This window comes from Variovorax sp. AC103, from assembly GCF_979254005.1.
The window spans coordinates 512034-531607 of sequence record NZ_CEEDFC010000001.1 but is presented as its reverse complement, the minus strand read 5'-3'; the positions used below and the strand labels follow the sequence as shown (position 1 = coordinate 531607).

19 protein-coding genes are annotated in these 19574 nt (G+C 65.8%); 16 read left to right on the top strand and 3 right to left on the bottom strand.

All coding sequences use genetic code 11. The annotated features are described in order from the left end of the window. The first annotated feature begins 2 nt into the window (after window positions 1-2). From lpxD to AC0IYU_RS02365, 11 genes are all read left to right on the top strand, one after another. On the top strand, window positions 3-980 hold the full coding sequence (lpxD, locus tag AC0IYU_RS02415) for a UDP-3-O-(3-hydroxymyristoyl)glucosamine N-acyltransferase (RefSeq protein ID WP_472112597.1): 978 nt from the start codon (window positions 3-5) through the stop codon (window positions 978-980). Further along, window positions 977-1462, top strand: a complete 486-nt coding sequence (gene fabZ, locus AC0IYU_RS02410; RefSeq protein WP_177206549.1) for a 3-hydroxyacyl-ACP dehydratase FabZ — start codon at window positions 977-979, stop codon at window positions 1460-1462. The genes lpxD and fabZ overlap by 4 nt, the downstream gene beginning before the upstream one ends. 23 nt (window positions 1463-1485) lie before the next feature. Continuing rightward, window positions 1486-2274 (top strand): acyl-ACP--UDP-N-acetylglucosamine O-acyltransferase, encoded by a 789-nt coding sequence (lpxA, locus tag AC0IYU_RS02405; protein WP_472112595.1) that lies wholly within the window; start codon window positions 1486-1488, stop codon window positions 2272-2274. Window positions 2275-2284: 10 nt separating this feature from the next. Beyond that, complete coding sequence (gene lpxB, locus AC0IYU_RS02400; protein ID WP_435483736.1) at window positions 2285-3433, top strand: lipid-A-disaccharide synthase; 1149 nt, start codon at window positions 2285-2287, stop codon at window positions 3431-3433. Continuing rightward, entirely contained in the window at window positions 3405-4127 is a 723-nt protein-coding gene (rnhB, locus tag AC0IYU_RS02395; protein WP_472112592.1) for a ribonuclease HII, read from the top strand. Before lpxB ends, rnhB begins: the two co-directional genes overlap by 29 nt. 10 nt (window positions 4128-4137) lie before the next feature. Continuing rightward, the gene (locus AC0IYU_RS02390) at window positions 4138-4923 is read left to right on the top strand and encodes a TrmH family RNA methyltransferase (protein WP_472112589.1); all 786 of its coding nucleotides are present in this window, start codon (window positions 4138-4140) and stop codon (window positions 4921-4923) included. A 140-nt stretch (window positions 4924-5063) separates the two neighbouring features. After that, entirely contained in the window at window positions 5064-6272 is a 1209-nt protein-coding gene (carA, locus tag AC0IYU_RS02385) for a glutamine-hydrolyzing carbamoyl-phosphate synthase small subunit (protein ID WP_435435986.1), read from the top strand. Next, window positions 6265-9516 (top strand): carbamoyl-phosphate synthase large subunit, encoded by a 3252-nt coding sequence (gene carB, locus AC0IYU_RS02380; protein ID WP_472112586.1) that lies wholly within the window; start codon window positions 6265-6267, stop codon window positions 9514-9516. Before carA ends, carB begins: the two co-directional genes overlap by 8 nt. Before the next feature lie 11 nt (window positions 9517-9527). Then, on the top strand, window positions 9528-10397 hold the full coding sequence (locus tag AC0IYU_RS02375; RefSeq protein ID WP_472112583.1) for a Kdo hydroxylase family protein: 870 nt from the start codon (window positions 9528-9530) through the stop codon (window positions 10395-10397). 65 nt (window positions 10398-10462) lie between these two features. Next, window positions 10463-10939 (top strand): transcription elongation factor GreA, encoded by a 477-nt coding sequence (gene greA / locus AC0IYU_RS02370; RefSeq protein ID WP_435444038.1) that lies wholly within the window; start codon window positions 10463-10465, stop codon window positions 10937-10939. Window positions 10940-10950: 11 nt separating this feature from the next. Beyond that, the gene (locus AC0IYU_RS02365) at window positions 10951-11367 is read left to right on the top strand and encodes a DUF4149 domain-containing protein (RefSeq protein WP_472112580.1); all 417 of its coding nucleotides are present in this window, start codon (window positions 10951-10953) and stop codon (window positions 11365-11367) included. 32 nt (window positions 11368-11399) lie between these two features. Here the strand turns inward: AC0IYU_RS02365 and AC0IYU_RS02360 are convergent, their stop codons facing one another. Together AC0IYU_RS02360 and AC0IYU_RS02355 are read right to left on the bottom strand one after the other, a co-directional pair. Further along, window positions 11400-12158 carry a glycosyltransferase gene (locus tag AC0IYU_RS02360; RefSeq protein WP_472112738.1) on the bottom strand — a complete coding sequence of 253 codons (759 nt, stop codon included), beginning with the start codon at window positions 12156-12158 and terminating at the stop codon, window positions 11400-11402. A 2-nt stretch (window positions 12159-12160) separates the two neighbouring features. Further along, complete coding sequence (locus AC0IYU_RS02355) at window positions 12161-12640, bottom strand: YhbY family RNA-binding protein (protein WP_435436043.1); 480 nt, start codon at window positions 12638-12640, stop codon at window positions 12161-12163. A 33-nt stretch (window positions 12641-12673) separates the two neighbouring features. On the opposite strand from AC0IYU_RS02355, the gene AC0IYU_RS02350 reads away from it, so the two are divergent. From AC0IYU_RS02350 to AC0IYU_RS02330, 5 genes are all read left to right on the top strand, one after another. Further along, window positions 12674-13342: an RlmE family RNA methyltransferase gene (locus tag AC0IYU_RS02350; protein ID WP_435483686.1), complete on the top strand. Its 669-nt coding sequence runs from the start codon at window positions 12674-12676 to the stop codon at window positions 13340-13342. 178 nt (window positions 13343-13520) lie between these two features. Next, a complete protein-coding gene (gene ftsH / locus AC0IYU_RS02345) occupies window positions 13521-15437 on the top strand; it encodes an ATP-dependent zinc metalloprotease FtsH (protein ID WP_435483687.1) in 1917 nt (638 codons plus the stop codon). A gap of 115 nt (window positions 15438-15552) precedes the next feature. Further along, a complete protein-coding gene (gene folP, locus AC0IYU_RS02340) occupies window positions 15553-16377 on the top strand; it encodes a dihydropteroate synthase (protein WP_472112736.1) in 825 nt (274 codons plus the stop codon). Beyond that, entirely contained in the window at window positions 16374-17711 is a 1338-nt protein-coding gene (gene glmM, locus AC0IYU_RS02335) for a phosphoglucosamine mutase (RefSeq protein ID WP_472112577.1), read from the top strand. The genes folP and glmM overlap by 4 nt, the downstream gene beginning before the upstream one ends. Then, a complete protein-coding gene (locus AC0IYU_RS02330) occupies window positions 17708-18196 on the top strand; it encodes a GNAT family N-acetyltransferase (RefSeq protein WP_472112574.1) in 489 nt (162 codons plus the stop codon). Before glmM ends, AC0IYU_RS02330 begins: the two co-directional genes overlap by 4 nt. 81 nt (window positions 18197-18277) lie before the next feature. Here the strand turns inward: AC0IYU_RS02330 and AC0IYU_RS02325 are convergent, their stop codons facing one another. Beyond that, complete coding sequence (locus tag AC0IYU_RS02325; protein ID WP_472112572.1) at window positions 18278-19549, bottom strand: acyl-CoA dehydrogenase family protein; 1272 nt, start codon at window positions 19547-19549, stop codon at window positions 18278-18280. Window positions 19550-19574 lie beyond the last annotated feature (25 nt).

Genomic DNA, 19574 nt, shown 5'->3' with positions numbered 1-19574 from the left:
GCGTGTCATTGCAGCTTGGAGCCATCGTTGACGCCCTGGGGGGCGAGCTTCATGGCGATGCAACGCTGTCCATCGAGCGGCTCGCGCCGCTGCAGAATGCACAGCCCGATGCGCTCAGTTTCCTGAGCCATCCCAAATACCAGCAGGAATTGGCGGCCTCGAGGGCGGCCTGTGTGATCGTGTCGCCTGCCATGCGCGAGGCTGCCGAGGCGCGCGGGGCGTGCATCGTGACGCCCGATCCTTATTTCTACTTTGCCCGGTTGACGCAGCTCTGGAAGGCGCATCACGCGCGTCCGGAAGCCGATTTGGTGCACCCGAGCGCGGTGATCCACGCCGAAGCCCATGTCGATGCCACTGCACGCATCGGTGCGCTGTGCGTGGTCGAAAGGGGTGCACGCATCGGCGCGGGCACCGTGCTGAAGTCGCGCGTGACTGTGAGCGAGGACTGCACCGTCGGCGAGCGTTGCCTGCTGCATCCCGGCGTGGTCATCGGTGCGGACGGCTTCGGCCTGGCGCTGCACGCGGGGCAGTGGGTCAAGATCGAGCAACTGGGGGCGGTGCGCATCGGCAACGATGTCGAGATCGGCGCCAACACCTGCATCGACCGTGGCGCGCTCGACGACACCGTGATCGAGGACGGCGTGAAGCTCGACAACCTGATCCAGATCGGCCACAACGTGCGCGTTGGCAAGAACACCGCGATGGCGGGGTGCGTCGGCGTGGCCGGCAGCGCCGTGATAGGTGCCAACTGCACCTTCGGTGGCGGCGCCATCGTGCTGGGACACCTGACTGTGGCCGACGGCGTGCACGTGTCCGCCGCCACGACGGTTACCCGTTCGATCCACAAGGCCGGCCAGTACACCGGCATGTTTCCCATCGATGACAATGGGAGCTGGGAAAAGAATGCGGCAACGCTCAAGCAGTTGCACAGCCTGCGCGAACGACTGAAGGCGCTGGAGAAGGCCCCCTCGAAAAAATGACGACGATGCAGGAACAGAACATCATGACAAAGCCAGCGATAGCGCTCGATATCCACCAAATCCTCAAGCTGCTGCCCCATCGCTACCCGTTCCTGCTGGTGGACCGCGTGCTCGACATGGAAAAGGGCAAGCGCATCACGGCGCTGAAGAATGTGACGATGAACGAGCCGTTCTTCAACGGTCACTTCCCCCACCGGCCGGTGATGCCGGGTGTGCTGATGCTCGAAGCGATGGCACAGGCCGCGGCGCTGCTGTCGTTCCACTCGCTGGACATCGTGCCGGACGACAACACGGTCTACTACTTTGCCGCCATCGACGGCGCACGTTTCAAGCGGCCGGTGGAACCCGGCGACCAACTGACGCTCGAAGTGGAAATCGAACGCATGAAGGCGGGCATCTCGAAGTTCAAGGGCCGAGCCCTGGTTGGCAGTGAACTCGCGTGCGAAGCGACTTTAATGTGCGCGATGCGCCAGATCAACTGATCCGGCCGCACTCACTACAAGGCATGACCCAGGTTCATTCGACAGCGCTCGTCGACCCCCAGGCACAACTCGACGCCTCGGTGTCGGTCGGTCCCTATGCCGTGATCGGCCCGCATGTGCGGGTGGGCGCGGGCACGACCATCGGCGCGCATTGCGTGATCGAAGGGCGTACGACCATCGGGTGCGACAACAGGATCTTCCAGTTCTCGTCCCTCGGCGCGGTGCCGCAGGACAAGAAGTACGCCGGCGAGCCGACCGAACTCGTCATCGGCGACCGCAACGTGATTCGCGAGTTCTGCACCTTCAACCTCGGCGTGCCGGGGGCAGGGGGCGTGACGCGCGTAGGCAGCGACAACTGGATCATGGCGTACACGCACATCGCGCACGACTGCCGTGTCGACAACCACACCACGCTGTCGAACAACACCACGCTGGCCGGGCATGTGCACCTGGCCGATTGGGTCACGGTGGGCGGGCTGACCGGCATCCACCAGTTCGTGTCGGTCGGTGCCCACGCCATGCTCGGTTTCGCCAGCGCTGTGACGCAGGACGTGCCGCCTTTCATGCTGGTCGACGGCAATCCACTGGCAGTGCGCGGTTTCAACGTCGTCGGCTTGCGTCGGCGCGACTTTTCCGCACAGCGGATCGCAGCCGTGAAGCAGATGCACCGGCTGCTGTACCGCCAGGGCAAGACACTCGACGAGGCGCGCGCCGGCATCGCCGCGCTTGCCGCGGAAATGCCGGAAGCGGCCGACGACGTCGCGCTGATGGAAGCCTTCCTCTCCAGTTCGACGCGCGGCATCGCGCGCTGACGTGACAGCAATGCAGAAGGACGGGCAGCGGCGTTTCGCGCTGGTCGCGGGCGAAGCTTCCGGCGACCTGCTCGCCGGCCTGCTGCTCGACGGGCTGCAGGCCCGCTGGCCGGGCCTCGAGACCGTCGGCATCGGCGGTCCGCGCATGCTGGCCCATGGCCTGCAGAGCTGGTGGCCGCAGGAAAAACTCGCGGTGCGCGGCTATGTCGAGGTGCTGCGGCACTACGCGGAAATCGCCGGCATTCGCCGCCAGCTCAAGGCTAGGCTGCTGCGGGAATGGGCGGAGTTGTTCATTGGCGTCGACGCGCCCGATTTCAATCTCGATCTCGAAGCCGGCCTGCGCAGCCGCGGCATGAAGACGGTGCATTTCATCTGCCCGTCGATCTGGGCCTGGCGGCCGGAGCGCATCGAGAAGGTCAGGGCCGCGGCCGACCACGTGCTGTGCATCTTCCCGTTCGAGCCGGCGTTGCTGGCGGAGCATGGCGTCTCGGGCAGCTACGTGGGCCACCCGCTGGCCAATGTGATCCCGATGACACCCGATCGCGCCGGCGCCCGCGCCGCGCTGGGCCTGGCGCCCGACGCACAGGTCGTCGCCTTGCTGCCCGGCAGCCGCCGATCGGAAGTGCGCTACCTGGCCGCCCGCTTCTTTGCCGCCGCCGCGCTGATGCACAAGCAGCGGCCCGGCATCCAGTTCGTGGCCCCGATCCTGCCCGGCCTGCGCGCCGAGGTCGAGGGCCTGCTGCAGGCAAGCGGCATGACCGGCCGCGTGAAGCTGCTCGATGGGCAGTCGCACGCCGCGCTCGCCGCCTGCGACGCCACGCTGATCGCCAGCGGCACTGCCACGCTCGAGGCGGCGCTGTTCAAGCGCCCGATGGTCATCGCCTACAACATGAATGCGCTGTCGTGGCGCCTCATGCAGCGCAAGCAGTTGCAGCCCTGGGTGGGCCTGCCCAACATCCTGTGCCGCGATTTCGTGGTGCCCGAGTTGCTGCAGGAGGCCGCCACGCCCGAGGCGCTGGCCCGGGCCACGCTGGAATGGCTCGATGCGCCGGAGAAAACGCAGGCCCTGCAACACAAATTTTCAGAGCTGCATGTGCAATTGCAGCGCGATACGCCGACACTTTGCGCCGATGCGATCCAGAAAGTTCTTGAAGGCTGAGCAGGCGCCGCTGGTGTGGGACGCACCGGGCCTGATGGCGGGCGTCGACGAGGCGGGCCGCGGGCCGCTGGCCGGCCCCGTGGTCGCGGCCGCGGTGATCCTGGACGACCTGCGCCCGATCCGCGGCCTCGCGGACTCCAAGACGCTCACGGCCCTGCAAAGGGAGCGCCTGCATGACCAGATCCTGGCACAGGCGCTGTGCTGCTCGATCGCGCAGGCCACGGTGGAAGAGATCGACACCCACAACATCCTGCAGGCCACCATGATCGCGATGCGGCGCGCGGTCGAAGGGCTGCGCCTGAAGCCCGTGAAGGTGCTGGTCGACGGCAACCGCCTGCCGACGCTCGACGTGCTGGCCGAGGCCATCGTCAAGGGCGATTCCCGGGTCAAGGCGATTTCCGCCGCGTCGATCCTGGCGAAGGTGCACAGAGATCGGCTCTGCGAGCAGTTGCACGCCGAATTCCCGCACTACGGCTTTGCCGGCCACAAGGGCTATGGCACGCCGGAGCACCTCGAAGCCTTGCAGCGCCACGGCGCCTGCGTGCACCACCGCAGGTCGTTCAGCCCGGTGGCTGCTGCGCTGGCCCGCGCCGGCGGTGTCACGAACGTGGTGCTGCCCGTGGACGCCATGCAGCCCGCGATGGTCATCGGTGTTGCCGAGACCGTGCGCCTGGACCTGCGCCCCGCGCCCTGAACCCTCCCTCATGACCTCCGACACCGGCGCCAGCCACATCAGCTCGCGCGACAACCCGCTGCTCAAGGACCTGCGCAAGCTCGCGCAAGACCCGGGCGCCTACCGCAAGCTGGGCCGGATCTGGCTCGAGGGCGACCACCTGTGCCGTGCGGCACTGGCGCGCGGCGTGAAGCCGGCCATCGCTGTTTTTTCAGAGTCTTTTTGGCCCAATGCGCCCGTCGAATGGACGAATGGCGCTATCAAAACCGTGGTCGTCGCCGATGACCTGCTGCGCGGTGTCAGCGGGCTCGAATCGCCGGCGCCCATGGGTTTCGTGCTCGACCTGCCGTCCCGCCCCGAACTGATTCCCGACGCCCCCAGCGTCGTGCTCGACCGCCTGCAGGACGCGGGCAACGCGGGCTCCATCCTGCGCAGCGCCGCCGCCTTCGGCTTCACCCAGGTGATCGCGCTGAAGGGCACGGCTGCACTGTGGGCGCCGAAGGTGCTGCGCGCCGGCATGGGGGCCCATTTCGGCCTGCGGCTGATCGAAGGCGTGGACGCCGACGCGCTCGACAGCCTGCGGGTGCCGCTGGTCGCCACGAGCTCGCACCACGGCGACTGGTTGCACAAGGCCGAACTGCCGCATCCCTGCGCGTGGTTGATGGGGCATGAAGGGCAGGGCGTGTCGCCCGCGCTGGAGGCGAGGGCCACGCACCACATCCGCATTGCGCAGCCCGGCGGCGAAGAGTCGCTCAACGTGGCGGCTGCCGCCGCAATTTGCCTGCACGCCAGCGGGGCGGCCCTTCAGGCTCAATAGCACACCCAGTCCGAGCTACAATCGGGGGCTTACTCGCAATAGCGTCGCCCGGCCGCCTACAACGCCAAAATCCCCTTAAGCAGCAGTCCGCAGGCAACGCGCCTGGGGCTCCGGGCGACCGTAACCATTCGGAGAACCCAGTGCTTTTGTCTCTCAAGGGAAATTTCCCGCCCGCCATCCTGGCGCTCGCAGACGGCACGGTCTTTCAAGGCAACTCGATCGGAGCCGCCGGCTCCACGACCGGTGAGGTGGTGTTCAACACCGCCATGACCGGTTACCAGGAAATCCTCACCGACCCGAGCTACTGCCAGCAGATCGTGACGCTCACGTATCCGCACATCGGCAACTACGGCGTCAACGGGGAAGACATCGAAGCCGACAAGATCCATGCCGCGGGCCTGATCATCAAGGACCTGCCCCTCGTCGCCTCCAACTTCCGCCAGACCGCCACGCTGAGCGAATACCTCGTGGCCGGCAAGACGGTGGCCATCGCCAACATCGACACTCGCAAGCTCACGCGTCACCTGCGCACCCACGGCGCGCAGAACGGCTGCATCCTGGGCCTGGCTGCGGGCGAAGCCGTGACGCAGGCGCTGATCGACAAGGCCATCGCCGCCGCCAAGGCCGCGCCCAGCATGGCCGGGCTCGATCTCGCCAAAGTGGTGTCGGTCACGCAGACCTACGAGTGGACCGAGACCGAGTGGAAGCTCGTCAACCTGAACGGCAAACCGGGCTACGGCGTGCAGATCACGCCCCGGTTCCATGTCGTCGCGTTCGACTACGGCGTGAAGAAGAACATCCTGCGCATGATCGCCCAGCGCGGCGCGCGCATCACCGTGGTGCCGGCGCAAACGCCCGCGGCCGATGTGCTCAAGCTCAAGCCCGACGGCATCTTCCTGGCCAACGGCCCCGGCGACCCGGAGCCTTGCGACTACGCCATCAGCGCCGTCAAGGAACTGATCGAGACCGGCATTCCCACTTTCGGCATCTGCCTGGGCCACCAGATCATGGCGCTGGCCTCGGGTGCGAAGACCTTCAAGATGAAGTTCGGCCACCACGGCGCGAACCATCCGGTGAAGGACCTGGACAACGGCCGCGTGAGCATCACCAGCCAGAACCACGGCTTCGCGGTCGACGAGAAGTCGCTGCCGGCCAACCTGCGTCCCACCCACATCAGCCTGTTCGACAACACGCTGCAGGGCCTGGCGCGCACCGACAAGCCCGCGTTCTGCTTCCAGGGCCACCCTGAAGCCTCGCCCGGCCCGCACGACATCGGCTACCTGTTCGATCGCTTCACGGCACTCATGGAAAAGCACAAGACGGAAAAGACGGAGAGCAAGAATGCCTAAGCGCACAGACCTCAAATCGATCCTCATCATCGGCGCCGGCCCGATCATCATCGGCCAGGCCTGCGAGTTCGACTACTCCGGCGTGCAGGCCTGCAAGGCGCTGCGCGAAGAGGGCTACAAGGTCATCCTGATCAACAGCAACCCCGCGACGATCATGACCGACCCGGCCACGGCCGACGTCACCTACATCGAGCCCATCACCTGGCAGACGGTCGAAAAGATCATCGCCAAGGAACGCCCCGACGCGATCCTTCCCACCATGGGTGGCCAGACCGCGCTGAACTGCGCGCTCGACCTCTGGCGCAACGGCGTGCTCGACAAGTACACGGGCGCGTCCACCAACAAGCCGGTTGAGCTCATCGGCGCCACGCCCGAAGCGATCGACAAGGCCGAGGACCGCCTGAAGTTCAAGGACGCGATGACCAAGATCGGTCTCGGTTCGGCCCGCTCGGGCATCGCGCACACGATGGACGAAGCCTGGGCCGTGCAGAAGACGCTCGGCTTCCCCACCGTGATTCGCCCCAGCTTCACGCTGGGCGGCACCGGCGGCGGCATTGCCTACAACCCCGACGAGTTCGAGACCATCTGCAAGCGCGGCATCGAAGCCTCGCCCACCAACGAGCTGCTGATCGAAGAATCGCTGCTCGGCTGGAAAGAGTACGAGATGGAGGTCGTGCGCGACAAGGCCGACAACTGCATCATCGTCTGCTCGATCGAAAACCTCGACCCCATGGGCGTGCACACCGGCGACTCGATCACCGTGGCACCGGCGCAAACGCTCTCCGACAAGGAATACCAGATCCTGCGCAACGCCTCGCTGGCCGTGCTGCGCGAGATCGGCGTGGACACCGGCGGCTCGAACGTGCAGTTCTCCATCAATCCGAAGGACGGCCGCATGGTCGTCATCGAGATGAACCCGCGCGTGTCGCGCTCCTCGGCGCTGGCCTCCAAGGCCACGGGCTTCCCGATCGCCAAGGTCGCGGCCAAGCTGGCCGTGGGCTACACGCTCGACGAACTGCGCAACGAAATCACCGGCGGTGCCACGCCCGCGTCGTTCGAACCGTCGATCGACTACGTGGTCACCAAGATCCCGCGTTTCGCCTTCGAGAAATTCCCGCAGGCCGACTCGCGCCTGACCACGCAGATGAAGTCGGTGGGCGAGGTGATGGCCATGGGCCGCACATTCCAGGAATCGTTCCAGAAGGCGCTGCGCGGCCTCGAAGTGGGCGTCGACGGCCTGAACGAGAAGACGCAGGACCGCGAAGTGCTCGAGAAGGAACTGGGCGAGCCGGGCCCCGAGCGCATCTGGTACGTGGGCGATGCCTTCGCCATGGGCCTGAGCGTGGAAGAAGTATTCGCGCTGACCAAGATCGATCCGTGGTTCCTGGTGCAGATCGAGGAGATCGTGAAGATCGAGCTCGAGCTGGAAACCAAGTCGCTGGACGAGATCGACAAGGACACGCTGCTCGCGCTCAAGAAAAAAGGCTTCTCCGACCGTCGCCTCGCCAAGCAGCTCAAGACCACCGACACCGCGATCCGCGAGAAGCGCCGCGCCCTGGGCGTGCGCCCGGTCTACAAGCGGGTGGACACCTGCGCGGCCGAGTTCGCGACCAACACGGCCTACATGTACTCGACGTATGAAGACGAGTGCGAAGCCGACCCGACGGACAAGAAGAAGATCATGGTGCTCGGCGGCGGTCCCAACCGCATCGGCCAGGGCATCGAGTTCGACTACTGCTGCGTGCACGCCGCGCTCGCCATGCGCGAGGACGGCTACGAGACCATCATGGTCAACTGCAATCCCGAGACCGTGTCGACCGACTACGACACTTCGGACCGCCTGTACTTCGAGCCGCTGACGCTCGAAGACGTGCTGGAAATCGTCGACAAGGAAAAACCCCTCGGCGTGATCGTGCAGTACGGCGGCCAGACGCCGCTCAAGCTTGCGCTCGATCTCGAAGCGAACGGCGTGCCGATCATCGGCACCTCGCCCGACATGATCGACGCGGCCGAAGACCGCGAGCGCTTCCAGAAGCTGCTGCACGAACTGGGCCTGCGCCAGCCGCCGAACGCCACCGCGCGCACCGAACCCGAAGCGCTTGAAAAGGCCGCGGCCCTCGGCTATCCGCTGGTGGTGCGCCCGAGCTACGTGCTCGGCGGCCGCGCGATGGAAATCGTGCATGAGCAGCGCGACCTCGAGCGCTACATGCGCGAAGCGGTCAAGGTGAGCAACGACTCGCCCGTGCTGCTCGACCGCTTCCTGAACGACGCCGTCGAGTGCGACGTCGACTGCATCCGCGACGCCGAAGGCGGCACGCTGATCGGCGGCGTGATGGAGCACATCGAACAGGCCGGCGTGCACTCGGGCGACTCCGCCTGCTCGCTGCCGCCCTACAGCCTGAACGCCGACACCATCGCCGAACTGAAGCGGCAGAGCGCCGCGATGGCGAAGGCCCTGAACGTGGTCGGCCTGATGAACGTGCAGTTCGCCATCCAGCAGAAGGACGGCAAGGACGTCATCTACGTGCTCGAAGTGAACCCGCGTGCATCGCGCACCGTGCCTTACGTGAGCAAGGCCACCGGCATCCAGCTCGCCAAGGTGGCGGCACGCTGCATGGCCGGCCAGTCGCTGGCGTCGCAGGGCGTGACCAAGGAAGTCACGCCGCCGTATTTCAGCGTGAAGGAGGCCGTGTTCCCGTTCGTCAAGTTCCCGGGCGTGGACACCATCCTCGGCCCCGAGATGAAGTCGACCGGCGAAGTGATGGGCGTGGGCAAGACCTTCGGCGAAGCCTTCGTGAAGTCGCAGCTGGGCGCTGGCACGCTGCTGCCGAAGTCGGGCAAGGTCTTCATCTCGGTGAAGAACAACGACAAGGCGCGTGCGGTGGAAGTGGCGCGCGGGCTGGTGAAGCTCGGCTTCGTGCTGACCGCCACCAAGGGCACGGCCGCCGCCATCAGCGCTGCGGGCATCGAATGCGCCACGGTGAACAAGGTGACCGAAGGCCGTCCGCACATCGTGGACATGATCAAGAACAACGAGATTGCGCTGGTCATCAACACGGTGGAAGAGCGTCGCAACGCGATCACCGATTCGCGGCAGATCCGCACCTCGGCGCTGCTGGCGCGCGTGACCACGTTCACCACGATCTTCGGCGCCGAAGCCGCTGTCGAGGGCATGGGCTTCATGGACGAGCTGGGCGTGATCTCGGTGCAGGAAATGCACGCGCAACTGACGGCGTTGGCCTGAGCCTGAGCGCCATGGATACGCAGCTCGTCGAACTCGGCCTGGCGGACTGGAACGCGGCCACGCCCAACGAGGCGTGGATCGCGGCGCTCGAAGCGGGCAAGGTGTTGTACTTTCCGCGCCTGGGCTTCGAACTGCTGCCTGAAGAACGCAGCCTGCTGACGCCCAGCCTGCTGTCGCCCGACGTGCGCAACATCAGCCTCGACGCCAACGGCAAGCTCAAGGGCGTCGTCGGCGACGAGGCGGTGCAACGCACGGCGGCCGCGATGGTGGGGCGCTTTCGCGCGCAGGCACAGCAGCTCATTCACGGGCTGCTGCCGCACTACACGCCGGCCCTGCGGCTGGCGCCCACCAGCTACCGGCCGGCCCAGGTCGAGACGCGCGTGCAGTCATGGCGTGCGGACGACCGGCGCCTGCACGTCGATGCGTTCCCGTCGCGGCCCAACTACGGCGAGCGCATCCTGCGCGTGTTCACCAACGTCAACCCCGAAGGCGCGCCGCGCGTGTGGCGTGTGGGCGAGCCTTTCGAGGACATCGCCAAACGCTTCCTGCCACGTGCGAAGCCCTATGCGCGCTGGCAGGCCAGGCTGCTGCAGGCGCTGCACGTGACCAAGTCGTTCCGCAGCGAGTACGACCACCTGATGCTGCAGCTGCACGACGGCATGAAGTCGGACATGGCGTACCAGGAAAGCTCGCCGCAGGAAACCGCCAAGTTCCCGCCGGGTTCGGTGTGGGTGTGCTTCTCCGACCAGACCTCGCACGCCGTGATGGCCGGCCAGTACATGCTCGAGCAGACGCTTCATCTGGCCGCATCGAAGCAATACAATCCCGGTTCGAGCCCGCTCGCCATCCTGAGCCGGCTGACCGGACGCACACTCGTCTGATCCTGTCCTCACTCGACCGCCGAACGGCAGCGTTCGGCGGTTTCGCTTTATGGAGAACCCACAACATGGCAACCGTACCAGTCACCAAGCGCGGCGCTGAAAAACTGCGCGCCGAACTGCATCAACTCAAGACGGTGGACCGTCCCTGGGTCATCAATGCGATTTCCGAAGCGCGTGCCCAGGGCGACCTGAGCGAGAACGCCGAGTACGAGGTCGCCAAGGACCGCCAGGGCTTCATCGAAGGCCGCATCCAGGAAGTCGAAGGCAAGCTGTCGGCTGCCCAGATCATCGACCCTAGCGAGCTCGATGCCGGCGGCAAGGTGGTGTTCGGCTCGACCGTCGATCTCGAGGAAGAAGAGTCGGGCGAGGCCGTGAAGTACCAGATCGTCGGCGAAGACGAAGCCGACCTGAAGCTCGGCTTGATCAACATCTCCAGCCCCATCGCGCGCGCGTTGATCGGCAAGGAAGAGGGCGACACCGCCGAAGTGCAGGCTCCGGGCGGCCTGAAGCGCTACGAGATCGTCGCCGTCCGCTACATCTGATCGTCCGTTCGATGAAAGACCGCGTGGCGCTGATGCTGGCTGCCTTCTGGTGGGGCAGCCTCACCACGATCGGCTTTCTGGTGGTGCCGATGCTGTTCGCCAGGCTCGGCAATCCGGCGGTGGCGGGCAACTTTGCCGGTCAGCTGTTCGAGGCGCAGAGCTGGATTGCGATCGTCTGCGGGCTGATCCTGCTGGTCCATTTCAGGACCAAGGCGGACGAGCGCATGGATGGGCCGGTCATGACGTCCATGTTCCTGATCCTGGCCGCGCTGCTGCTGGCGTTGCTGCAGCAGTACGCCGTGGCGCCGCACATCCTGGCGCGAGAAAACCTCAAGTTGTGGCATGCCGTGGGAAGCGGCATGTATCTCGTGCAGTGGATTTGCGCCGGCGTGCTGCTGTGGCGCATGGGCGCCCGCAAGCCGGGCTGAACGGCAGGGGCGGCAACGGCCGCCTAGAGCCCTTACTCTTTCCAGTATTTCGCGACCCAGCGCGCCGGACGGATGTACCGGAATGCGCGGTTGCGGCGGCCCGCCAGTGCGTCCGGTGGGTTGCACTCGCCATGGAACACCATGATGCGTGTGCCCTCGGGCACGAAGGGCTCTTCCCAGTAGTTGGCCGGCCAGGTCGGAATGCCGTGGTACTTGAAGCTCGGGCACCAGGCCTCGGGCCAGTACGCCAGCTTGCCCTGCTGGTGGAGCACGTCCGACAGGTAGGCCTGCTCGTTGCGGTACTCCGCCTGCACCTTGTCCATGTTGGCGCGAAAGTACGCCAGCACGTCGGCATGGGCGCCCAGCTCGAAACGGTAGACCGATGAATTCCCGGTGATGCGCTCGCGCCGCCAGGGGCGGGCGTAGTCGTGAATGATCAGGAACTCGCCCGGTTGCTCGAAGAAGGCGTCCAGCGGGCCCACCACCACGACATCGAGGTCGAGGAAGAGGGCGGTGCCGCGCAGGCCGTGCAGGTCCTGCTCGAAGGTCGTGAGCTTCTTCCAGGCGCCGTCGCGCTGGCCGGGGGCCAGCTGCAGGTTGAGCGGAGGGATCGGCAGGCACGTCACTTCGGGGCGGATGCCGTTGCCGTCGTCCGTCAGGCAGACGAACTTGAAGTCGCCGCTGAGGTTGCGGCGCACCATCGCGTAGAGCCGGTTGACGTATTCGGGGCCATATTTCGTGCCCCACTTCATGCAGAGGATATGGCGCTGGGCGCCTTGCGCTGGCGCCAAGCTCAATCCGCCTGGTTGCGCTTCTTGGCCGACAGTGGCCGCTTCGCCTTGGCGCGCTTGATGTTGCCGCCGGGGGTCAGGCGCTGGTTGCCCAGGACGCGCAGGGTCTTGATTTCGGGGCGCTGGCCGCCGCGCTTGCTGTACTTGACGATCTTCACGTCGCGCGGGCCGGGCATGCGGTCTTCATCGACCGTGCGTTCCTTTTCGGGGATCGGGCGCCAGAGCACCAGCAGCTTGCCGATGTGCTGGATCGGGGCGGCGTTCAGTTCGTCGGACAGTTCTCGCAGCATGGCGTCGCGGGCGAGGCGGTCGTCGGAGAAAACGCGGACCTTGATCAGGCCATGGGCCTTGAGCGCCGCGTCGGCCTCTTTTTTTACGGCAGGGGTGAGCCCGTCTCCACCGACCATGACGATCGGATCCAAGTGGTGAGCTTCGGCGCGGTGCACCTTGCGCTCGGCAGGGGTAAGTTGAATGGCGGGCATCCCCGTATTATCGACGCGTACACGAAGACCCTCATGAGCACCAAAGCCAAAAGCAAAAAAGTCAATAAAGCGTGGCTTCACGACCATATCAACGACCCCTACGTGAAACTCGCCACGCGGGAGGGTTACCGGGCGCGCGCCGCCTACAAACTCAAGGAAATCGACGAGTCGTTCGGGCTTGTCAAACCAGGCCAACTGGTGGTGGACCTGGGCTCCACGCCCGGTGCCTGGAGCCAATACCTGCGCCGGCGCATGTCCCCCGACGGCGCTGCGGCCGGCTCGCTGAACGGCACCATCGTCGCGCTCGACATGCTGGCCATGGATCCCATCGAAGGCGTGACCTTCCTGCAGGGGGATTTCCGCGAAGACGCGCTTCTGCAACAGTTGCTGGGGGTGCTGGCCGGGCGCAAGGCCGACCTGGTGGTGTCGGACATGGCACCCAACCTGTCGGGCATCCATTCGGCGGATGCCGCCCGTGTGGCGCACCTGATCGAACTGGCCATCGATTTTTCGCAACACCACCTCAAACCCGAGGGGGCGCTGGTGGCCAAGGTGTTCCACGGCAGCGGTTACGACGAACTGGTCAAGCTCTTCAAGGCGAATTTCCGCACCGTGAAGCCCTTCAAGCCCAAGGCCTCGCGCGACAAATCGTCCGAGACTTTCCTTGTCGGCATGGGCCTGAAGGCCCTGGATACGCCTTGATACCTTGCCGAAGAACGTCGGCAAAGGGTGCGTTCAAGGCGCAAACCCCTGTCAGCCTATGGCTGCATTAGGGAAATGCCCGCTTTTCGCAGCTTGAAAAGCCTAAAATGGGGCGCAATTGCGTACCCATAGCGCGTTTTTTCATATCCTCGTCACGCGCTTTCGACTGGAGCTTCGTTTGAACAATCAGTGGTTTTCCAAAGTTGCCGTATGGCTCGTCATTGCCATGGTGTTGTTCACTGTGTTCAAGCAGTTCGACACCCGCGGTGGCGTCGGCTCGGGAGCAGTCAGCTACTCCGAGTTTCTGGACCAGGTCCGGAATAACCAGGTCAAGAGTGCCGTCATCCCCGAAGGTGCCGGCGGGGGCGAGATCATCGCCGTCACCAACGACGATCGCAAGATCCGCACGACTGCCACGGTCCTCGACCGCGGCCTCGTGGGCGACCTGATCGACCACAACGTCAAGTTCGACGTCAAGCCGCGCGAAGAGGGGTCCCTCCTCATGACGCTGCTGGTCAGCTGGGGCCCGATGCTGTTGCTGATCGGTGTCTGGATCTACTTCATGCGCCAGATGCAGGGCGGCGGCAAGGGCGGGGCGTTCAGCTTCGGCAAGAGCAAGGCCCGCATGATGGACGAGAACAACAACACGGTCACCTTCGCCGACGTCGCGGGCTGCGACGAGGCCAAGGAAGAAGTCCGTGAAGTCGTCGACTTCCTGAAAGACCCGCAGCGCTTCCAGAAGCTCGGCGGCCGTATTCCGCGCGGCCTGTTGCTGGTCGGCCCTCCCGGCACCGGCAAGACCCTTCTGGCCAAGTCGATCGCTGGCGAAGCCAAGGTCCCTTTCTTTTCGATTTCGGGTTCCGATTTCGTTGAAATGTTCGTCGGCGTGGGTGCGGCCCGTGTGCGCGACATGTTCGAGAACGCCAAGAAGAACGCACCCTGCATCATCTTCATCGACGAAATCGATGCCGTGGGTCGTCAGCGCGGCGCCGGTCTCGGTGGCGGCAACGACGAACGCGAACAGACCTTGAACCAGATGCTGGTCGAGATGGACGGTTTCGAAACCAACCTCGGCGTGATCGTGGTGGCTGCCACCAACCGCCCTGACATCCTTGACGCCGCCTTGCTGCGCCCGGGTCGTTTCGACCGCCAGGTGTACGTCACGCTGCCGGACATCCGCGGCCGCGAACAAATTCTCGGTGTGCACATGCGCAAGGTCCCGCTGGGCCAGGACGTGAACCCGAGCGTGATCGCCCGCGGCACACCCGGCATGTCCGGCGCCGACCTGGCCAACCTGTGCAACGAAGCCGCCCTGATGGCTGCCCGCCGCAATGCGCGCGTGGTAGAGATGCAGGACTTCGAGAAGGCCAAGGACAAGATCTTCATGGGCCCCGAGCGCAAGAGCATGGTCATGCCCGAGGAAGAGCGCCGCAACACGGCGTACCACGAGTCCGGCCACGCCCTCATCGGCAAGCTGCTGCCCAAGTGCGACCCGGTCCACAAGGTCACGATCATTCCGCGTGGCCGCGCCCTGGGCGTGACCATGAGCCTGCCGGCGCAAGACCGTTACAGCTATGACCGCGAATACATGCTGAACCAGATCAGCATGTTGTTCGGTGGCCGTATCGCCGAAGAAGTGTTCATGCACCAGATGACCACCGGTGCCAGCAACGACTTCGAGCGCGCGACCTCCATCGCCCGCGACATGGTCACTCGCTACGGCATGACCGATGCGCTGGGCCCGATGGTCTACGCCGAGAACGAAGGCGAAGTATTTCTGGGCCGCTCGGTCACCAAGACGACCAACATGAGCGAGCAGACCATGGAAAAGGTCGACGGCGAGGTGCGCCGCATCATCGACGAGCAATACGCCCTGGCGCGTGGCCTGATCGAGGCGAATAGCGACAAGATGCACGCCATGGCGAAGGCGCTGCTCGAATGGGAAACCATCGACTCCGAGCAGCTCGACGACATCATGGCCGGCCGCGCTCCGCGTCCGCCCAAGGACTGGACGCCGCGCACCCCTCCCTCGGGCAGCGGTGGCAGTGGCGGCACGCCGGCCGTGAATACCGACCCGGCGCCGACCGCCGCTTGAGGTGGGCTTGCAATCAAGCAACAACGGGGCCTCTGGCCCCGTTTTTCATGGCGCCGTGCCCAGCACGGTGTGGCAGACCTCGCGCTTCAGGATCGATCTCTCGCAGCCGCGCGTGATGGGCATCGTCAATGTCACGCCAGACTCTTTTTCCGATGGCGGTGCGCATGCGTCAGCCAGCATGGCACTGAAGCACTGCGAGCAATTGCTGAAAGAGGGCGCTGACATCCTCGACATCGGCGGCGAATCGACCCGCCCCGGCAGCCCTGCGGTGCCGCTCGAGGACGAGTTGGCACGCGTGCTGCCCGTGGTGCGCGAAGCGGTAAAGCTCGGCGTGCCGATCTCTGTCGACACCTACAAGCCCGAGGTGATGCGCGCGGTGCTCGGGCTGGGTGCGGACATCGTCAACGACATCTGGGCGCTGCGCCGACCCGGTGCGCGCGACGCCGTGGCGGCGCACCCCACGTGCGGCGTCTGCCTGATGCACATGCATCGCGATCCTCAGACCATGCAGGCCGTGCCGATGTCGGGCGACGTGATTCCCGACGTGCTGTCCTTCCTGGCGGCGCAGCTGCAGCTTCTGCAGGCGCTGGGCGTGGATTTTTCCCGGATCACGCTCGACCCCGGCGTCGGTTTCGGCAAGACCGTGGCGCAAAATTTCGCCCTGCTGGCGCGCCAGCACGAACTCCTCGCAGGCGGGCTCCCGCTGCTGCTGGGCTGGTCGCGCAAGTCGTCGATCGGGGCGGTCACGGGCATCGAGGCGGCCGGCGAACGCATCGTGCCCAGTGTTGCTGCGGCGGTGCTGGCGGTCGACCGCGGTGCTGCCGTGGTGCGCGTGCACGACGTGCGTGACACCGTGGCGGCGCTCGCGGTATGGCGCGCCATGCGCGAACAGGAACTCGACCCCACATCACAAACACAAGAACAGAAGCAACAACCATGACCCGCAAATATTTCGGTACCGACGGCATCCGCGGCACCGTCGGCCAGGCCCCCATCACCCCTGACTTCGTGCTGCGCCTCGCACATGCCGTGGGCCGCGTGCTGAAGAAGACCCAGGCCCGCCCCACGGTGCTGATCGGCAAGGACACCCGCATTTCGGGCTACATGCTCGAGTCGGCGCTGGAATCAGGCTTCAATTCGGCCGGTGTCGACGTGGTGCTGCTCGGCCCGCTGCCCACGCCCGGCGTGGCGTACCTCACGCGCGCGCAGCGCGCCAGCCTCGGTGTGGTGATCAGCGCCAGCCACAACGCCTATCCGGACAACGGCATCAAGTTCTTCAGCGCCCAGGGCACCAAGCTCGACGACGCGTGGGAACTGGCGGTGGAAGCCGCGCTCGAAGAAGCCCCGGTGTGGGTCGATTCGGTCAACCTCGGCAAGGCACGCCGGCTCAACGATGCGCCCGGGCGCTACATCGAGTTCTGCAAGAGCACCTTTGCCAACGACCTGACGTTGCGCAACATGAAGCTGGTGGTCGACGCTGCGCATGGCGCGGCCTACCAGGTGGCGCCCAACGTGTTCCATGAACTTGGCGCGGAAGTGACCAGCATCGGTGTGTCGCCGGACGGCCTGAACATCAACAAGGACGTCGGTGCCACGCATCCCCAGGCGCTGGTCGCCGCAGTGACGGCGCAGAAGGCCGACTACGGCATCGCCCTCGACGGCGACGCCGACCGGTTGCAGCTGGTCGATGCCAGCGGGCGGCTGTTCAACGGCGACGAGCTGCTCTACCTGATGGTGGCCGAGCGCATCGAGCGCGGCGAGAAGCCGGTGGGCGTGGTCGGCACGCTCATGACCAACAAGGCCGTGGAAGTGGCGCTGCGCAAGCAGGGCATCGAGTTCGTGCGCGCGAAGGTCGGCGACCGCTACGTGCTCGAGGAGCTCGACAAGCGCGGCTGGATCCTGGGCGGCGAGGGCTCCGGCCACCTGCTGGCACTCGACCGCCACACCACCGGTGACGGCATCGTGAGTGCGTTGCAGGTGCTGCAGGCCTGCGTGCGCAGCGGCAAGACCGTGGCGCAATTGCTGGAAGGCGTCGTGCTGTTCCCGCAGACGCTCATCAACGTGCGCATCTCGCCTGACCAGAACTGGAAGGACAACCAGGCGCTGGCCAGCGAAACCGAGCGCATCGAGGCCGAGCTTGGCGATGCAGGCCGCGTGCTGATCCGTGCAAGCGGCACCGAGCCGCTGGTGCGCGTGATGGTCGAGGCGCGCGATGCGGCGCAGGCAGAGTCGTGCGCGAAACGCCTCGCGGCCACGCTGGAGCCCGGCCAATGACGACGCGGATCGAAGTCCGCATGGTCGACTACCGCGACGCGGTGCAGGCCGCGGCGTTGGTCGACCTGCTCGACACCTATGCCAGCGACCCGGCGGGCGGTGGCACGCCGCTCGACGCGGCGGTGCGCAAGGGCCTGCCCGCGGCGCTGGCTGCGCGTCCCCAGGCCTTCAGCGTGCTGGCGTACGACGGCGCCCAGCCTGTGGGCCTGGTCAATTGCATGGAGGGCTTTTCGACTTTCGCCTGCAAGCCGCTGGTCAATGTGCACGACATGGCGGTGCTGGCCAGCCATCGCGGCCAGCGCGTGGCACAGAAGATGTTCGCGCTGGTGGAGCAGGAGGCGCGCCGGCGCGGCGCCTGCAAGCTCACGCTCGAAGTGCTGTCGGGCAATGCGCCGGCCCTGCGCGCGTACGAGCGCGAAGGGTTCGAGGGCTATCAGCTCGACCCGGCCTTCGGCCACGCCATCTTCCTGCACAAGAAACTCTGAAAAAGAAAAAGGGCCGAGGCGAATTCGTCGCCCCGGCCCTTGCCCCGGCCCTCTCCCCAAGGAGAGAGGGCGCGAGTCACATCAGAAGCGCGTCACCGGCATGTCGGCGTCGGCCTTGTTCGGCGCGTACTTGCCCAGTTCCCACTTGGCGATCGCGTTGCGGTGCACTTCGTCCGGGCCGTCCGCGAAGCGCAGCGTGCGCGCATGCGCATAGGCGTTGGCGAGCGGGAAGTCGTCGCACATGCCGCCGCCGCCGTGCACCTGCATGGCCCAGTCGATCACCTGGCAGGCCATGGTGGGCGCGACCACCTTGATCATGGCGATCTCGTTCTTGGCGACCTTGTTGCCGGCCACGTCCATCAGCCAGGCGGCCTTGAGCGTGAGCAGGCGCGCCATGTCGATCTTGCAGCGCGCTTCGGCGATGCGTTCCTGCGTCACGGTCTGCGACGCCACGGTCTTGCCGAAGGCCACGCGCGACGAGGCGCGCTTGCACATCAGCTCGAGCGCACGCTCGGCCAGGCCGATCAGGCGCATGCAGTGGTGGATGCGTCCCGGGCCGAGGCGGCCTTGGGCGATCTCGAAGCCGCGGCCTTCGCCGAGCAGGATGTTGCCCACCGGCACGCGGACGTTCTCGAAGTACATCTCGACGTGGCCGTGCGGCGCATCGTCGTAGCCCATCACGTTGAGCGGGCGCACGATGCGGATGCCCTTGGCGTCCGCCGGCACGATGACCATGCTCTGCTGCGAATGGCGGGGTGCGTCGGGGTCGGTCTTGCCCATGGTGATGAACACCGCGCAGCGCGGATCGGCCGCGCCGGAAATCCACCACTTGTGTCCGTTGATCACGTACTCGTCGCCCTGGCGTTCGATGCGCGTCGCGATGTTCGTGGCGTCGCTGGAGGCCACGTCGGGCTCGGTCATGGCGAAGGCCGAGCGAATTTCGCCTTCGAGCAGCGGCTTGAGCCAGCGGGCCTTGATTTCTTCCGAACCGTAGCGCGCAATGGTTTCCATGTTGCCGGTGTCGGGCGCCGAGCAGTTGAACGCCTCGCTCGCCCACGGCACCGCGCCCATGATCTCGGCCAGGGGTGCGTATTCCTGGTTGGTCAGGCCGGCGCCCGCGTAGCCGGAGGCAGAGGCGCTGTCGACCGGCAGGAACAGGTTCCACAGGCCCTGGGCCTTGGCCTTGTCCTTGACCTTCTCGACGGTCTTCAGCGCGCTCCAGCGCTTGCCGGCGACCGTGTTGGCGGCAAGCTCGGCGCTGTACTCGGCTTCGGCCGGGTAGATGTTCTCGTCCATGAACGCCTTGACGCGCTTCTGCAGATCCTTGGTCTTGGCCGAATATTCGAAATCCATCTTCGTCTCCTGGTGGGTGTAGGGG

What these genes read in the sequence shown, in the direction of transcription:
- lpxA (WP_472112595.1), top strand. Translation starts at nt 1,486, where the DNA reads ATGACCCAGGTTCATTCGACAGCGCTCGTCGACCCCCAGGCACAACTC.
- greA (WP_435444038.1), top strand. Translation starts at nt 10,463, where the DNA reads ATGGCAACCGTACCAGTCACCAAGCGCGGCGCTGAAAAACTGCGCGCC.
- AC0IYU_RS02325 (WP_472112572.1), bottom strand. Translation starts at nt 19,549, where the DNA reads ATGGATTTCGAATATTCGGCCAAGACCAAGGATCTGCAGAAGCGCGTC.
- AC0IYU_RS02365 (WP_472112580.1), top strand. Translation starts at nt 10,951, where the DNA reads ATGAAAGACCGCGTGGCGCTGATGCTGGCTGCCTTCTGGTGGGGCAGC.
- AC0IYU_RS02330 (WP_472112574.1), top strand. Translation starts at nt 17,708, where the DNA reads ATGACGACGCGGATCGAAGTCCGCATGGTCGACTACCGCGACGCGGTG.
- carB (WP_472112586.1), top strand. Translation starts at nt 6,265, where the DNA reads ATGCCTAAGCGCACAGACCTCAAATCGATCCTCATCATCGGCGCCGGC.
- folP (WP_472112736.1), top strand. Translation starts at nt 15,553, where the DNA reads ATGGGCATCGTCAATGTCACGCCAGACTCTTTTTCCGATGGCGGTGCG.
- fabZ (WP_177206549.1), top strand. Translation starts at nt 977, where the DNA reads ATGACGACGATGCAGGAACAGAACATCATGACAAAGCCAGCGATAGCG.
- AC0IYU_RS02375 (WP_472112583.1), top strand. Translation starts at nt 9,528, where the DNA reads ATGGATACGCAGCTCGTCGAACTCGGCCTGGCGGACTGGAACGCGGCC.
- lpxB (WP_435483736.1), top strand. Translation starts at nt 2,285, where the DNA reads ATGCAGAAGGACGGGCAGCGGCGTTTCGCGCTGGTCGCGGGCGAAGCT.
- glmM (WP_472112577.1), top strand. Translation starts at nt 16,374, where the DNA reads ATGACCCGCAAATATTTCGGTACCGACGGCATCCGCGGCACCGTCGGC.
- AC0IYU_RS02350 (WP_435483686.1), top strand. Translation starts at nt 12,674, where the DNA reads ATGAGCACCAAAGCCAAAAGCAAAAAAGTCAATAAAGCGTGGCTTCAC.
- rnhB (WP_472112592.1), top strand. Translation starts at nt 3,405, where the DNA reads ATGCGATCCAGAAAGTTCTTGAAGGCTGAGCAGGCGCCGCTGGTGTGG.
- AC0IYU_RS02355 (WP_435436043.1), bottom strand. Translation starts at nt 12,640, where the DNA reads ATGCCCGCCATTCAACTTACCCCTGCCGAGCGCAAGGTGCACCGCGCC.
- AC0IYU_RS02390 (WP_472112589.1), top strand. Translation starts at nt 4,138, where the DNA reads ATGACCTCCGACACCGGCGCCAGCCACATCAGCTCGCGCGACAACCCG.